This window comes from Komagataeibacter oboediens (assembly GCF_018491655.1).
GTDB classification, from domain to species: domain Bacteria; phylum Pseudomonadota; class Alphaproteobacteria; order Acetobacterales; family Acetobacteraceae; genus Komagataeibacter; species Komagataeibacter oboediens.
Window position 1 is genome coordinate 1 of sequence record NZ_JABLUU010000030.1, and the last position, 14,271, is coordinate 14,271.

Below are 14,271 nucleotides of genomic sequence, written 5' to 3' on the forward strand. Positions count from 1 at the left end.
CGAGTTCGTGTGGCAGCATATCGGACCGATCTTAAATAAATAGCATCGCGATTACATGTGCCGGATAAGGAGGGAGAGTAAAAATGCTTTCACACCCAATATGGCAGAAAATACAGTCGTTCCGCATGGAGCATGGCGCCGAAGGAACGTATCTGGGCACCCAGGAGGACATGCTGTCCATGTCGGATGAGGATGTCGAGGAAATGGTCCGTCTGGGCTGGATCATAGATGAAGAAAGCGGACGATGGTTCCGCAGGTATAAATGACATTCTGCCGGGTATGCTGCCCCATCCATGTGCGCAGGAAAACAGGCATGCAGGCACGCCGCATGACCTTATGAAATGAATACAGTACAGGTTTTGTGAAATATAATGCGCCTGACCCTTTATACGGAATATTCCATTCAGACCCTGATTTACCTTGGCAGGAACCAGGGCAGGCGTGTGGCTATTCAGGAAATTGCTGACATGTATCAGATTTCCTCAAATCATCTGAGCAAGATTGTCTGCCGTCTGGCGCGCAATGGTATGGTCAGCAGCCGCCGTGGCCGTACGGGCGGCCTGGAACTTGCGCACCCGACAAACAAGATCACCCTTGGGGATATTGTCCGGTTCACGGAAGCGGACATGGATGAACTGGTGACCTGTGAACCGGACAATGGAAAGGCATGCGTTCTGTCGGATGCCTGCCGGCTGCGTGGCATACTGGCCCAGTCGCTCAATGCTTTCATGAGTGTTCTGGATGACGTGACACTTCATGACGTCATAATGGAATCCGGGCAGCGCCATATCCATCGGTGAATGGCGACCGCGCATGCCGCTTGCCTGATTCCGAATACTTCATTTTGCGGTACGGCAGTAGCACTGCTGATCCCCAGATTACGGGCTGTTATGCTGGTATTGCCACGGGACATGGCCTGTCCCATTAGCTGCTTTGGCCTGCTGGCAGCCGAGCGCTGTCCGTTCTTGCCATTTCATGCCGGATGGCGGTCTTCATCGCGGCCAGTCATATGGCAGGGAAACCGTCATATTCCGGGCAAGTACAAGCCTGAATGCAGAGGGAAGCAGTAACCGGCGGGATCCGGGCAGCCGGTCAGTGTGGCGCAGAGATCGTGCGCAGCAGGACAGCGCCACCCGGTCTGCCCATGTCCGCGTGACATGGGCAGGGACGAGGTTACGGATACAAACTCAGAAGGGACGGGAGGTCGCCCGGTCCATGGCAGGTGTGGTCGTATCCACTGCCGGGGTCAGGTCCTGTGTCCGTGGGGCAGGGGCCTGCCGGTTGGTGGTGGCGGACATTTTCGCGGCACATGCCGCATCACCACGGGTCGCGACCTGAACGACAGGGGCGGCATGGCCGTTGCTGGTGCTGGTTACGGTCTGGCTGCACGGGATGCCATTGCTGCCCCATGATATGGTTGTGACGCTCTGGTACACGCTGCCCTGCCCGTGACCGTCACGGGTATCAAGGGCAGGGGTAGGCATTGCGATTGCGGGGGTGGACAGGGTCTGGTCAATCAGCTGCATCATGTGCCGCTGGCGTGCTTCCATCGCGGCGAATTCCCGGTCCATCATCTGGTCAATCGCATCAAATGCAGGGGGTGCCTGCACCTGCTGGGGCACAAGCACGCCAACGGGCCGCCCCCTGGCGTCAACGACGGTCAGGGTCTCGGCCTGTGTCGGCTGCGTGGCAAGGCTACCGCCAATCAGTATGGTCGCCAGCGCGCATAACGCGCCTTTCTTGATAGATCCAGAGATAGGCATTTTCCCCAATCCTTCATCAGGAAAAAATCATGAATACAGATCTTCAGGCAGGATCCCCGAAGATCCCTGACAGGTGCCTGATGCACAGTCACCCACCACTGCATAAAATATAGGGTGCTGCGTGCCCATGGCAACTGCTCCCGACCGTTTCCCATGCCGGTATGGGGTCAGAACCAGCTTCGCACGCCAAACGTAAATCGCAATGCACCCGTCTCGCCACGCTGGTCGTGCACGATCCTGTGCGCCTGCGTCAGGTAACCGGCATAAGATACGGCAACATAGGGGGCGAATTTACGCCAGACCTCATACCGCAGGCGCAGCCCCGCATCGACATCCGACAGGCCCGCGCCAACCTGCCGTGCGGGATCGGATTTGGTATAAAGATTGAATTCCGCCTGTGGCTGCAGGATCAGCCGGTTGGTGAGCAGGAAATCATACGACCCTTCGATACGGGTGGCGAACCGTCCGCGGTCGCTGACATAGGCGGTCGCCTGAAATTCGAATTCATACAGTGCAAGCCCCTGCACCCCCAGCGCGCCCCATGTGCGTGTCGGCCCATCGTCAATATCCGCCCGCACGCCACCCTGCACATTGAAATAGGACGAGATCGCGCGGCTGTACAGCAGTTCATGATCCCCGTCATGCAGACGGCCATGTTCCAGCGTGCCTTCGGTCTTCAGCCAGACCCGGTTGTAATCCGTGCCGTACCACGCTTCCCCATCCCAACGGAAATCCGATCCACCGGGGGCGTAGCGTCCTTCGAATTCATCAAGGATGCCATGGAAATAGCTGGCATGGTCCATGACCGGCTTCATGTCGCCCAGATAGACGACGGGCGTTGATGACGGAGCATCGGCGGCATGATACGCCGTTTTCGTACTCCGTGTTGCCGTGGCGGTGCCAGTGGCGGCAGACCCCTGCGCCAGTGTGGGCATGACCGTGACGGGCACAAGGATGACCGCCAGAAGAAGCGCGCGCGTCATGCCACGATCACCGTGCGGAACATGCCCAGTTCCATATGCAGCATCAGGTGGCAGTGATACGCCCACATGCCCGGCGCATCGACCGTGACGAGGTAGCTCAGCCGTGACCCCGGCTGGGAAATGATGGTGTGTTTATAGGGACGGTAGTCACCCTGACCATTTTCCAGTTCGCTCCACATGCCATGGAGGTGGATGGGGTGTTCCATCATCGTATCGTTGATGAGCGTGAAACGCACCCGTTCGCCCAGCTTCAGGCGGATCGGTCCTGATTCGGAAAATTTGCGGCCGTTGAAGCCCCATATGTACCGCTCCATATTACCGGTCAGGTGCAGGATGATCTCACGCGATGGCGGGCGACGGTCGGTGCCGGGGCGGGTAGCGCGCAACTGCCGGTAATTCAGTACGCGGCGGCCGGTGTTCTCCAGCCCGTCGCCGGGACTGCCCAGACGGTCCACCGGCATTTTCGCGACATTCTGGTTTTCGACATTGATGGGCGGCGGACCGGGATCATCCACTTCCATGGCGGGGATGGATGGTGCGTAATGGTCCATGTGGTCCATGTAGTCCATGTCCATATGTCCCATGTCCCCATGGTTCATGCCGGACATATCCATACCGTCCATATGGGTGTCTTTTTCCGACATGCCGGGCATATCCATGTCCTTCATGCCGTGTTCCGGTTTCATGTCATCCATGCCCATGTCACCCATTCCCATGTCGATCATGGTGCGTACCGGGCGCGGGTCCATGGGGGGGACGGGACCAGTCATGCCAGCCTGCGGGGCCAGCGTGCCACGGGCATGACCGGTGCGGTCCTCGCTCTGGGCAAAGATCGTATAGGCGCGGCTGTCGCGGGGCTGGACGATCACGTCATAGGTTTCGGCCACGCCAATGCGGAATTCATCCACCGGCACGGGTTCGACATCATTGCCGTCCGCCTGCACCACCAGCATGTCCAGACCCGGTATGCGGATGTCGAAAAACGTCATGGACGCGGCGTTGACAAAACGCAGCCGCACCCGCTCACCGGGACAAAACAGGCCGCACCAGTTCATGTCGGGTGCATGACCGTTCAGCAGGTAGGTGTAGATGATGCCCGTGACATCGGAAATGTCGGTTGCGGCCATGCGCATGCGTGACCATTGCAGCCGGTCCTTCAGTGCTGCGCCCAGACCACCCGCCGCCCGCGCTTCCCGCGGAAGGGATGCCAGCGTGCGCTGGCGAAAGACGTAGTAATCATCCTGCATCTTGAGGTTGCTGATCATGTCCATGGGCGACACGTCGGTCCATTCCGACAGCACGATGACATAATCCCGCGCGCATGCATTCGGGTCGGGACGGCGCGGATCGATGACGATGGCGCCATACAGCCCCTGTGCTTCCTGCATGCCGGAATGGCTGTGGTACCAGTAAGTACCGCTCTGCTGGACGGGAAAGCGGTAGGTGAAGGTCTCCCCGGGGGGAATACCGGTACAGCTCAGTCCCGGCACGCCATCCATATTGGCGGGCAGGCGGATGCCATGCCAGTGGATGGAGGTCTCTTCATCATGCAGCGTATTGGTCACGTTCAGGGTGACGTGATCCCCTTCCCGCCATCGCAGGATGGGGCCGGGTACGGTCCCCCCGATACACGGCGCGTGCAGGACCTTGTGATCGATTTCAATACGCCTGCGGCCGACGCGCAGGTTCCATGTCGCACTGGCGGCGGCAGGGACCGCGCCCGGTGCGACGGGACTGGCGGAAGCGGGCAGGGGAAGGGCGGCAAGCAGTCCGCCCGCCCCGCAGCCCGTGACGAAACGGCGGCGTGTCAGGCCGTCCCGCGTGCGAGAGGCAGTAAACATAGGGAAAATTCCGGAAACAGGGCAGTCACACCCCACCATCCCGCCGGGATGGTGGACATATCATACGCCTGATGGCGCCTGCGCGTTCCGGTATTTTGGGGGCCGCATGGGGGGCAGCCAGTCACCGCCAGCCAGACGGGCCTGCGGTGGGGACAGGTAGGCCTGCGTGCCTGCACCGGGTTGTGGGGGCAGCAGGGTTACCGGGGGGGCGGGCATGTCGGTCGAACTGACATGGACATGACAGCACGGGTCCTGCTTATGGTGCGTGTGTGCCAGATGGACAGGCGGCGCCGGTGTCATGCAATGTGGGGTAGCCGCGGCAGTGTGCTGCGGCATCATGACGGTCTGCGCCTGCGCCATGACAGGAAAGGACGCGGCCAGCAGCCCGGTCTGCATCAGCAGCCAGGCCAGCAGGCCAATCCAGATCCGGCCATGTGTCCTGATCATTCAGGGCTCCTACGCACAGGCAAGTCGCATGACAAAACGTGTCTGTATAATACCCATGGGGGGCATAAAGAAAAGCATTTTTCTGCCTGCCGGTGCAGGTGTGATAGGACAGAAACCTGCTTTACGCATGTATGTGTCAGAGCGTTTTCCAACAGGCTGCGCGTGCAGACCGTGCACATCATGAAGAGGTTTCTGGTGAAGCTTTTGAAAAAGGCAGCACCCTGGACGTCCGTTTATCAACGGCCTGTTTTCAGCCAGGCTTCTAGCGGATCAGCTTGCGCACGATCCCCAGCATTTCCTCAATCGCGTCGTCACCGCCATCGTCCATGACGGACTGGCGCACGCAGCCCCGGGCATGGGTGGACAGGATCTGGATGGCAACACCGTCCAGTGCTGATTTCACGGCTGAAATCTGGGTCAGGATATCAACGCAGTACCGGTCATCCTCAATCATGTTCAGCACGCCGCCCACCTGTCCCTCAATCCGGCGGACACGGTTCACCAGCGCCTTCTTGTGCGGCTGTTCGACCTTTTTGTCCGTGGGGGGCGTGCAATGCGCGCATCCTGCCGCGTCGGTCACCGGTTCTTCGTGTCTTGCCATGCGCGCCTTCGTCCATTTTGTCCTGACATGTCTATATACCGTACCATAACCCGTCCCGGGTGCCTACGGTGGGGCAGGGGTCATATCCGCCCGTCTGGCCTCCAGCGGTTGAGCAGCAGGGAATTGCTGACCACCGATACCGAACTCATGGCCATGGCCGCACCCGCCACGATCGGGTTGAGCAGCCCGAAAGCGGCGAGTGGCAGACCAAGGATATTATAGATGAAGGCGAAGAACAGGTTCTGGCGGATCTTGGACAGCGTGGCGCGGGACAGGGAAATGGCATCCAGCACGCTGGTCAGTTCGCTTTTCATCAACACGATATCCGCCGTATCCAGCGCAATGGCCGCGCCCGCGCCAATGGCGAAGCCAACATCCGCCGCCGCCAGCGCCGGGGCGTCATTGATCCCGTCCCCCACCATGCCGACCACGCCGCCCCGGTCATGGCATGTCCTGACCGCCTGCGCCTTGTCACCGGGCAGCACGCCCGCAAGGTAGTCATCCACGCCTGCCTGTTTCGCAATGAACGCCGCACTGCGCGGGTTGTCACCTGTCAGCATCATGACCCGGATACCCGCATCCTTCAGCGCACTGACGGTCCGTACGGCGTCAGGACGCAGGCGGTCCATCAGGGCGATATGGCCAATCGGGTGTCCGTCGGCCGTGACGGCGATGACGGTTTTGCCGTCCTGCTCCAGTCGGGCTGTCACGTCGTCATCTGGCGCCATGCCATGCCCGGCCATGAAACGGGGGGACCCGAGGCAGGCTGGTGCGCCATCCACCATGGCTGTGACACCCATGCCCGGTATGGCGCGGAAATCGACAATCGGCAGGGCAGCGACGCCTGCCGCCGCGGCATGATCGACAATGGCGCGGGCCAGCGGGTGCTCGGATTCCTGTTCCAGCGTGCGGGCGATCTGAAGCAGCCTGCCGGTGTCCATTCCCGGCGCGGGCACAACGTCACTGACGGTTGGCCTGCCTTCGGTCAGGGTGCCGGTCTTGTCCATGATGATGGTGGTCAGCCTGTGTGCCTGTTCCAGTGCATCCGCATTGCGGAACAGGATGCCGCAGCGCGCGCCCAGTCCCGTGCCCACCATGATGGCCGTGGGCGTGGCAAGCCCCAGCGAGCAAGGGCACGCAATAACCAGAACGGACACGGCGGAGACAAGGCTCCATGTCGCATCGCCCGTTACCAGCCAGCCCGCCACGAACGTGACCAGTGCAATGACAAGGACGGTGGGCACGAAGATATTCGATATCCGGTCCACCAGCCGCTGCACGTGCGCTTTTGACCCCTGCGCCTGTTCGACCATTTTCACGATATGCGCCAGCGCCGTGTCATGTCCCACGCCGGTGGCGGTGGCGCGCAGCACGCCATTGGTATTGATGGTGCCCCCGAACACCCGCGCGCCTGCCTGCTTGAACACCGGCAGGCTTTCACCCGTCAGCATGGCCTCGTTGACTTCGGACGTGCCGTCGCGCACCTCCCCGTCAACCGGAATGCTCTCGCCGGGACGCACCACGAATGTATCGCCCACGCGCACATCCGCCACCGGGCGGTCCACCGTCGCGCCATCAACCAGCACATGCGCAAGCCGTGGCTGCAGCTTTAGCAGCCTTTCCAGTCCCGCACCGGTCCGGTCCCGCGCGCGCGCTTCCATGAGCCTGCCCAGGGAGATCAGGGTGATGATCGCAACGCTGGCTTCGAAATACACAGGCTGGTGCAGGTGGGCGATCACGACAATGGCGCTGAAGACATATGCGATGGTGGTTCCCATCACGACCAGCACATCCATGTTGGCGCCGCCGCCGCGCACGGCGTTCCACGCGCGCTGGTACAGATGGCGCGCACCGTAAAACTGTACCACACCCGCCAGCACAAGTTGCAGCCAGCCGGGCATCATGTACATGGCCCCGAAGGGCATCAGCGCCATCTGCACGAAAAATGGCAGGGACAGGACCAGCAGCAGCACGAAATGCGCGCGTTCCGCCTGCCATGCGGCAAGACGCCGGGCCTGCGCGTCATCCGGCGTGCCATCATCCACCCGTGCTGCGCCGAAACCGGCCTTTTCAATGCGGGCGATGAAGGTGTCCGCATCCGCAATGCCGGGCACGAACATGATATGCGCCCGTTCGGTAGCAAGGTTCACGCTGGCCTGTGTCAGGGGCAGGCGGTTGAGGATCTTTTCAATCCGTGCCGCGCATGCTGCGCACGACATGCCGGTAATGGACAGGTCCACGCTGGTTTCATCCACCGTGAAGCCCGCCTTGCGGATGGTGGCGACAACGGCGCCGATCGTGGCGGCAGGCGCATCAAGCACCACCTGCACGCGCCCGGTTGCGAAATTGACGCTGGCATGCACGCCGTCCTGACGGTTGAGGATCTTTTCAATACGCGCGGCACAGGCGGCGCACGACATGCCGCCCACAGGAAAGCTCATGGTCTGGGACACTGTGGCGCTCCTTCGCGTATTCTCCCCTGATTTATACCCCCCAGTGGTATTTTCAAGGCGCAGAGGCAGGTCCTGCGCAGTTGTGATCAGGCATGCAGTCCCGGCGCTTCCTGTCCGGTATTCGCGACATATTCACTGTACCCGCCATCATACTGATGAATCCCGTCGGGGGTCAGTTCCAGCACCCGGTTGGACAGTGCGGACAGGAAATGCCGGTCATGCGAGACGAACAGCATCGTGCCCTCGTACCGGGCCAGCGCGGTGATCAGCATTTCCTTGGTTGCGATGTCCAGATGGTTGGTCGGTTCATCCAGCACCAGGAAATTCGGCGGGTCAAACAGCATCAATGCCATGACCAGCCGCGCCTTTTCCCCACCTGACAGCACGCGGCAGCTTTTGTCCACCTCATCACCGGAAAAGCCGAAACTGCCCGCCAGTGCGCGCAGCGATCCCTGACTGGCCAGCGGGAAGGCATCATCCAGTGTTTCGAACACCGTGCGGCTTTCATCCAGCAGGTCCATGGCGTGCTGGGCAAAATAGCCCATTTTGACACTGCCCCCCAGTGTCACAGTGCCCGCGTCGGGCTGCGTGGTGCCGGTCACCAGCTTGAGCAGCGTCGACTTGCCCGCGCCATTGACACCAAGGACACAGCACCGTTCCCGTCGCCGGATCAGCAGGTCAAGGTTATGGTAGATGACGCGCTCGCCATACCGCTTGTCCACGCCGCGCAGCCTGACCACGTCCTCGCCCGATCGCGGGGCGGGCGGGAACTCGAAGCTGACTGCCTGCCGCCGCTTGGGTGGTTCGACGCGGTCAATCTTTTCCAGCTTCTTCACGCGGCTCTGCACCTGTGCCGCATGGGAAGCGCGGGCCTTGAAGCGTTCGATGAAACTGATTTCCTTGGCCAGTGCCGCCTGCTGGCGGTCAAACTGGGCCTGCTGCTGCTTTTCGTTCTGGGCGCGCTGCTGTTCATAGAACTCGTAATCGCCAGAGAAGCTGGTCAGGCTGCCGCCATCAATCTCGATCACCTTGTTGATGACGCGGTTCATGAAGGCCCGGTCATGCGATGTCATGAGCAGCGCGCCGTCATAGCCCGACAGGAACTGTTCCAGCCAGATCAGGCTTTCCAGGTCGAGATGGTTGCTGGGCTCATCCAGCAGCATGACATCAGGCCGCATGAGCAGGATGCGCGCGAGTGCCACGCGCATTTTCCATCCGCCCGAAAGCCGGCCCACGTCGCCATCCATCATTTCCTGACTGAAGCCAAGGCCGTGCAGCACTTCGCGCGCCTTACTGTCCAGCGCATAACCGCCCAGTTCCTCAAAACGGGCCTGTACCTCGCCAAAGCGTTCAAGGATGCTGTCCAGCTGGTCCATCTGTTCGGGGTCGGCCAGTGCCGCTTCCAGTACCGCCAGTTCGGCCGCGACTTCGGACACCGCTCCCGCGCCATCCATGACTTCGGCCACGGCGCTGCGGCCGGACATTTCACCGACGTCCTGACTGAAAAAGCCGATGGTGGCTCCGCGATCGACCAGGATAGTGCCCTCATCGGGTTCGTCCTGCCCGGTGATCATGCGGAACAGCGTGGTCTTGCCTGCCCCGTTCGGGCCGACAAGGCCGATCTTCTCCCCCTTCTGTAACGCAGCTGAAGCTTCGATAAAGACCAGACGCTGGCCATTATGCCTGGTGATGCTGTCAAGACGAATCATGGAACCTCGGGCGGGTGGGAGTACGCGCGCACTTAATACGAACGCGCACGCAGCGTAAACCATGGCCCGTCGGTGCCAGACGTCTGCCCCGGATCAGGATGCCGTTTTTCCTCCGGCATTGGCATAGGCATATTTCCCGCCCCGCAGCAGGGCGCGCTGATAGGCGGGACGGTCATGGATGCGACGCAGGAATGCCCCCACGTGTGGCCGGTTATCGGCAGCCCCGGCGCGGGCGGCGGCGGTCTCCAGCGGGAAGCTCATCTGGATGTCGGCGGCGGTGAAGTCATCGCCCGCGAACCATTCACTTTCCGACAGGCTGCGTTCCCAGTAATCCATATGCAGCTTGACCTGCGGATTGATGACCGTCCGCTGTGCCCCGCATGCGATCAGGAAAGCGAACGGGCGTAGCGGCAGGGGGGCGCGTTTTGGCAACAGCCCGAATATCAGCTTGAGCAGCAGCGGCGGCATGGCGGAACCTTCCGCATAATGCAGCCAGTATATGAAACGGATGTACTCCGGCGTGCCCCGCGCGGGTGCCAGTCGGCCATTGCCGTATTTGTCGATGATGTATTCGATGATCGCCCCGCTTTCGGCCAGCGTCACGTTCCCGTCCGTATCCGTTATGACCGGCGCCTTGCCCAGTGGATGGACGGTTCGCAGGGACCTGGGGGCCATCATGGTTTTGGGATCGCGTCTGTAAAACCGGATGTCGTAGGGAATCTCCAGTTCTTCCAGCAGCCACAGGATCCGTTGTGAACGTGAATTGTCCAGATGATGCACGGTAATCATGGTACGCGATCCTTCCCGGTTGGCAGGGGCCCCGCCCGTTGCCGCCTGTCGTGACTGGCTGGCAGTGGCACGGGTGTGGCGTGCCGGTCAGGGCGGTGTCGATGACCTGCTAAAGGGGGCGATCACGGCTTTGGTTCCGCATGTTGTCCTGTGACGGGTCGGAATATGGACATGCCGCGGGCAATATGCGGGACATGACGTGATGCGTCAGGCCCCGTGGTCCATCCGGTTGCGCAGGTACGTAGCAAGGACGACCGCCTCGTTATGCTGCGTGTCCCGTGCGCCGTACAGCAGGGTGACGGTACCGGCGCGGACCATGTCCAGCAACTGTTTCACAGGCTGGGGACTGGCCTGCAGTTCCGTAATATAGCGCTTCTGGAATTCGGCCCATCGTGCCGGGTCGTGACCAAACCACTGGCGCAGTCCGGTGCTGGGCGCAATATCCTTCAGCCATAGTGTCAGACTGGCGCGGTCCCGGCTGACCCCACGGGGCCACAGGCGATCCACCAGCACGCGACTGCCATCATCCGGTTCAGGCGGGTCATAAACCCGCCTGACACGAATGCCAGTCATCATGCTGCCCCGGGCAGCGCCGCATCCGCCGCCGAACCGAAGAACTCGTACCGGATATGGCCGTCGGGCACGCCTGCGGCCTTCAGTGTCGCGACGGTATCGCGCATGAAACCGTCGGGACCGCAGATGTAGTAGGTCGCAGCCCTGTCGATTTCCTGCGTCAGCCATGCCGGTGTCATGCGGCCAGCATGCAGGGTGACGCCTGTGGCGTCCTGCGCTGCCTGCGGCGTGGCGCGGCTGTAGAATATGTCGGCGCGCAGCATGCCCCTTGCGGCAAGGTCACGGATGGCGGGACCAAAGGCTTCCGTCCCGGGCGTGCGGGTGGTGTGAACGAAGCGCACGGGTATTCTGGCCGTACTGGCGTCCAGCGCGCCCAGCATGGACATGAAGGGCGTAAGGCCGACACCCGCGCTGAGGAACACGATGGATGCAGGGGCCGGGTCGCCCAGCGTGAAGTCACCCGCCGGGGCGGAGACCTGCAGCACCGTGCCTTCCTTCACGCTGTCATGCAGCCAGTCGGAGACGACGCCATTGTCGATACGGCGGACGCTTATGCGGTAGGAGGCTGAGCCGGGGGCGGAGGAAATGCTGTAATTGCGCCGTTCGGCGCCATGGCCCGGCACGTCGAGGCGGAAACTGAGGTACTGCCCCGGCACATGGCGCATGACGGGCCTGCCGTCCTGGGGCACAAGTTCAAACGATGTGACGGTTTCACTTTCCACCACGCGGCGGCTGACACGGAAGGGACGCCAGCCAACCCATCCGCCCGGGGCTGCGGCATGGGATACGTAAATCTGTTCCTCGCGCCCGATCAGGATTTCAGCAAGGAACCAGTAGGCCTTGCCCCACGCGTCCATGATCTCGGGTGTCGCGGCATCCCCCAGTACATGCGCGATGGCGCCCAGCAGGGCATCCGCAACATACGGATAATGTTCGGGCAGGATGTTCAGGCCGACATGCTTTTCCGCAATGCGTTCGACCGCACCGGCCATGACGCCCAGGTTGTCGATGTTGCGGGCATAGGCCAGCACCGCAAGCGCCAGCGCCCTTGGCTGTTCCCCGTCTTTCTGGTGCGACATGTTGAACAGGTCACGAATGTCCGGATTGGCCAGCAGCCGACGGTACATTTCCGTCGTGATCGCCAGGCCGTGTGCCTCCAGCGCGGGGACACAGGCCGTGATGATGCCGCGGGTCTTGTCATCCAGTGGGGACGCCATTCCTGATTTCCTTTAAAGATATATAATATCTACATCTTATTGGCGTCGATAAAGATGTCAATAATTTATATCTTATCCAGATGTATATCCTTTATGCGTTGCCCGTATCATCGAAGATGCTCAGGCAGCCTGAAAGCCGGCTGCCTTATAATTGACACTGAGACTAAATCGCATAACATGCGCGCACTGTTGGAGTGTGCCGTATGCGTTACGTATCCGTTCTGTCATGTGTCTGGCTTGCGGCGCTTGCGCCTGTTCCGGCGGCATGGGCGATGGAGCCTGTGCACCTGGAGGTGAAGGATCACCATTTCACCCCGGACCATATTACGGTTCCCGCCGGCCAGCGCTTCCTGATCACCCTTGATAATCATGATGACACGACGGACGAATTCGAAAGCTATGATTTGAAATTCGAGAAAATCGTGGTGTCCGGCGGGACGATTACCGTGCATGCGGGGCCGCTGCATCCCGGGACTTACAAGTTTTTCGATGACTACCACCCCGACCAGGCGACGGGCACCGTTACCGTGACACAGGAGCCCTGATCATGCTGGGAAGTCTGCTGATCGTATTCCGTGAGGTCATGGAAGCGGGACTGATCATCGGTATCGTGCTGGCGGCGACGCAGGGCATTCCGGGACGTGGGCGCTGGGTTGCCGGTGGCATTGCGGCAGGTGTCGCGGGGGCCGCGATCGTAGCAGTGTTCGCAGGCAGCCTGTCTGCCGCGCTGTCGGGCAATGGGCAGGACGTATTTTCCGCCACCATCCTGTGCATTGCAGTGCTCATGCTGGGCTGGCACACGGTATGGATGACCCGCCATGGCCGCGAAATGGCAGGCGACATGAAAACGCTGGGGGCGGAGGTCGTGTCCGGCGAACGCTCGCTTGCCGCCATGGCCGTTGTCGTGGCGGTGGCCGTGCTGCGCGAAGGGGTGGAGGTTGTCCTGTTCCTGTATGGCATTGCGGTCTCGACCCATTCCGGGCCTGTGGCCATGCTGACGGGTGGGGCGCTGGGCATTGTGGCGGGAGCGGCGCTGTCGTGGCTGCTGTACCGTGGCCTGATCGTCATTCCGCTCAGCCGCCTGTTCGGGGTGACGGGACTGCTGATCGCCTTTCTGGCCGCAGGCATGGCCAGTCAGGCGGCGGGCCTGCTGGCGGGCGATGATCTGATCCCCGCCTTCGGTTATGAGGTATGGGATACGTCGTGGCTGCTGTCTGATGGCAGCATGGTCGGACGCGCGGCCAAGGCGCTGCTGGGATATTCCGACCGGCCCATGGGTGTGCAGGTCATGACGTGGGTGGTGACGCTGGCGGTCATGATCACCGCGACCCGGCTGGTGCGCGGGCGGCCTGCGACACGGGCCTGATGGCTGGCGGGCCTGATCCCGCAGGGCAAGGCGGCCGCTGGCGGGGGCATCGGTAAAGAAGCCGTCAAGACCCATGTCCAGATCGCGTCGGATTTCTGCGATTGATCCCTGCGGGTTTCCGGCATTGTCCCCGCGGCATTGCGCAGTTGCGCAGGCAGGAAACGGTTTTCGGGGCGGAAAATGTAGGAATGTACCAGCAGCCCCGCCCGGTGCGCGTCATCAATCAGTGATGTGGGTGTACTCCACGCGCCATCTGCGTCACGTGGTATGATGTCCGTATTGGACGGTCCGATGACATCCGCATAATCGCGCACACGCCGTAAGTCGTCCGGGGGCATGAGGTTGCCAAAGGCCAGCGGGGTCGCTGTGCCCATCGTATCGGGAACATGTTCCGCCCGTTCCCCCATGAGCAGCATGAGATGCGCCTGCCTGTGGGTTGATGACCTGAACCCGTCTGCGCAGCGGGGTGGTTTCGAAGGACTGGACCTCCAGCGGGTAGTACCGGGTGTATTCATGGGCCGCAATGATG

The 14,271-nt window shown here is 61.4% G+C and carries 15 protein-coding genes and 1 pseudogene; 5 read left to right on the plus strand and 11 right to left on the minus strand.

Going from position 1 to position 14,271, the window contains the following annotated elements:
* Positions 1-83: 83 nt before the first annotated feature.
* On the plus strand, positions 84-266 hold the full coding sequence (locus HNO79_RS15805) for a hypothetical protein (protein ID WP_048856952.1): 183 nt from the start codon (positions 84-86) through the stop codon (positions 264-266).
* Positions 267-371: 105 nt separating this feature from the next.
* Positions 372-800, plus strand: coding sequence for an RrF2 family transcriptional regulator (locus HNO79_RS15810; RefSeq protein ID WP_214165894.1), 429 nt, complete (start codon positions 372-374; stop codon positions 798-800).
* A gap of 387 nt (positions 801-1,187) precedes the next feature.
* On the opposite strand, the gene HNO79_RS15815 is transcribed toward HNO79_RS15810, so the two are convergent.
* From HNO79_RS15815 to HNO79_RS15850, 8 genes are all read right to left on the minus strand, one after another.
* Complete coding sequence (locus HNO79_RS15815) at positions 1,188-1,763, minus strand: hypothetical protein (RefSeq protein WP_214165893.1); 576 nt, start codon at positions 1,761-1,763, stop codon at positions 1,188-1,190.
* A gap of 167 nt (positions 1,764-1,930) precedes the next feature.
* The gene (locus HNO79_RS15820) at positions 1,931-2,746 is read right to left on the minus strand and encodes a copper resistance protein B (RefSeq protein WP_214165892.1); all 816 of its coding nucleotides are present in this window, start codon (positions 2,744-2,746) and stop codon (positions 1,931-1,933) included.
* Positions 2,743-4,587 carry a copper resistance system multicopper oxidase gene (locus HNO79_RS15825; protein WP_214165891.1) on the minus strand — a complete coding sequence of 615 codons (1,845 nt, stop codon included), beginning with the start codon at positions 4,585-4,587 and terminating at the stop codon, positions 2,743-2,745. Before HNO79_RS15825 ends, HNO79_RS15820 begins: the two co-directional genes overlap by 4 nt.
* A gap of 60 nt (positions 4,588-4,647) precedes the next feature.
* A complete protein-coding gene (locus HNO79_RS15830; protein ID WP_214165890.1) occupies positions 4,648-5,034 on the minus strand; it encodes a hypothetical protein in 387 nt (128 codons plus the stop codon).
* Positions 5,035-5,296: 262 nt separating this feature from the next.
* The gene (locus tag HNO79_RS15835) at positions 5,297-5,635 is read right to left on the minus strand and encodes a metal-sensitive transcriptional regulator (protein ID WP_010513205.1); all 339 of its coding nucleotides are present in this window, start codon (positions 5,633-5,635) and stop codon (positions 5,297-5,299) included.
* Positions 5,636-5,715: 80 nt separating this feature from the next.
* Entirely contained in the window at positions 5,716-8,088 is a 2,373-nt protein-coding gene (locus HNO79_RS15840; RefSeq protein WP_214165889.1) for a heavy metal translocating P-type ATPase, read from the minus strand.
* A gap of 86 nt (positions 8,089-8,174) precedes the next feature.
* The gene (locus HNO79_RS15845; RefSeq protein WP_200409691.1) at positions 8,175-9,797 is read right to left on the minus strand and encodes an ABC-F family ATP-binding cassette domain-containing protein; all 1,623 of its coding nucleotides are present in this window, start codon (positions 9,795-9,797) and stop codon (positions 8,175-8,177) included.
* A 93-nt stretch (positions 9,798-9,890) separates the two neighbouring features.
* Positions 9,891-10,586, minus strand: a complete 696-nt coding sequence (locus HNO79_RS15850; RefSeq protein WP_010513202.1) for a glutathione S-transferase family protein — start codon at positions 10,584-10,586, stop codon at positions 9,891-9,893.
* Here HNO79_RS15850 and HNO79_RS15855 point away from each other — a divergent pair.
* Complete coding sequence (locus tag HNO79_RS15855) at positions 10,585-10,740, plus strand: hypothetical protein (protein ID WP_181418167.1); 156 nt, start codon at positions 10,585-10,587, stop codon at positions 10,738-10,740. The genes HNO79_RS15850 and HNO79_RS15855 overlap by 2 nt on opposite strands.
* A gap of 53 nt (positions 10,741-10,793) precedes the next feature.
* Here HNO79_RS15855 and HNO79_RS15860 read toward each other — a convergent pair whose 3' ends face one another.
* Both HNO79_RS15860 and hmpA read right to left on the minus strand, forming a co-directional pair.
* Positions 10,794-11,162, minus strand: a complete 369-nt coding sequence (locus tag HNO79_RS15860) for a DUF488 domain-containing protein (RefSeq protein ID WP_200409690.1) — start codon at positions 11,160-11,162, stop codon at positions 10,794-10,796.
* Positions 11,159-12,376, minus strand: a complete 1,218-nt coding sequence (hmpA, locus tag HNO79_RS15865) for an NO-inducible flavohemoprotein (protein ID WP_214165888.1) — start codon at positions 12,374-12,376, stop codon at positions 11,159-11,161. Before hmpA ends, HNO79_RS15860 begins: the two co-directional genes overlap by 4 nt.
* 203 nt (positions 12,377-12,579) lie before the next feature.
* Between hmpA and HNO79_RS15870 the strand changes: the two genes are divergently transcribed.
* Positions 12,580-12,921 (plus strand): cupredoxin domain-containing protein, encoded by a 342-nt coding sequence (locus tag HNO79_RS15870; protein WP_010513198.1) that lies wholly within the window; start codon positions 12,580-12,582, stop codon positions 12,919-12,921.
* A 2-nt stretch (positions 12,922-12,923) separates the two neighbouring features.
* Complete coding sequence (locus HNO79_RS15875) at positions 12,924-13,742, plus strand: FTR1 family iron permease (protein ID WP_200409688.1); 819 nt, start codon at positions 12,924-12,926, stop codon at positions 13,740-13,742.
* Positions 13,743-13,760: 18 nt separating this feature from the next.
* Here HNO79_RS15875 and HNO79_RS17320 read toward each other — a convergent pair.
* Positions 13,761-14,271, minus strand: a pseudogene (locus HNO79_RS17320) (glycerophosphodiester phosphodiesterase); the annotation flags it as partial.

What these genes read in the sequence shown, in the direction of transcription:
- HNO79_RS15805 (WP_048856952.1), top strand. Translation starts at nt 84, where the DNA reads ATGCTTTCACACCCAATATGGCAGAAAATACAGTCGTTCCGCATGGAG.
- HNO79_RS15810 (WP_214165894.1), top strand. Translation starts at nt 372, where the DNA reads ATGCGCCTGACCCTTTATACGGAATATTCCATTCAGACCCTGATTTAC.
- HNO79_RS15815 (WP_214165893.1), bottom strand. Translation starts at nt 1,763, where the DNA reads ATGCCTATCTCTGGATCTATCAAGAAAGGCGCGTTATGCGCGCTGGCG.
- HNO79_RS15820 (WP_214165892.1), bottom strand. Translation starts at nt 2,746, where the DNA reads ATGACGCGCGCGCTTCTTCTGGCGGTCATCCTTGTGCCCGTCACGGTC.
- HNO79_RS15825 (WP_214165891.1), bottom strand. Translation starts at nt 4,587, where the DNA reads ATGTTTACTGCCTCTCGCACGCGGGACGGCCTGACACGCCGCCGTTTC.
- HNO79_RS15830 (WP_214165890.1), bottom strand. Translation starts at nt 5,034, where the DNA reads ATGATCAGGACACATGGCCGGATCTGGATTGGCCTGCTGGCCTGGCTG.
- HNO79_RS15835 (WP_010513205.1), bottom strand. Translation starts at nt 5,635, where the DNA reads ATGGCAAGACACGAAGAACCGGTGACCGACGCGGCAGGATGCGCGCAT.
- HNO79_RS15845 (WP_200409691.1), bottom strand. Translation starts at nt 9,797, where the DNA reads ATGATTCGTCTTGACAGCATCACCAGGCATAATGGCCAGCGTCTGGTC.
- HNO79_RS15855 (WP_181418167.1), top strand. Translation starts at nt 10,585, where the DNA reads ATGGTACGCGATCCTTCCCGGTTGGCAGGGGCCCCGCCCGTTGCCGCC.
- HNO79_RS15850 (WP_010513202.1), bottom strand. Translation starts at nt 10,586, where the DNA reads ATGATTACCGTGCATCATCTGGACAATTCACGTTCACAACGGATCCTG.
- HNO79_RS15860 (WP_200409690.1), bottom strand. Translation starts at nt 11,162, where the DNA reads ATGATGACTGGCATTCGTGTCAGGCGGGTTTATGACCCGCCTGAACCG.
- hmpA (WP_214165888.1), bottom strand. Translation starts at nt 12,376, where the DNA reads ATGGCGTCCCCACTGGATGACAAGACCCGCGGCATCATCACGGCCTGT.
- HNO79_RS15870 (WP_010513198.1), top strand. Translation starts at nt 12,580, where the DNA reads ATGCGTTACGTATCCGTTCTGTCATGTGTCTGGCTTGCGGCGCTTGCG.
- HNO79_RS15875 (WP_200409688.1), top strand. Translation starts at nt 12,924, where the DNA reads ATGCTGGGAAGTCTGCTGATCGTATTCCGTGAGGTCATGGAAGCGGGA.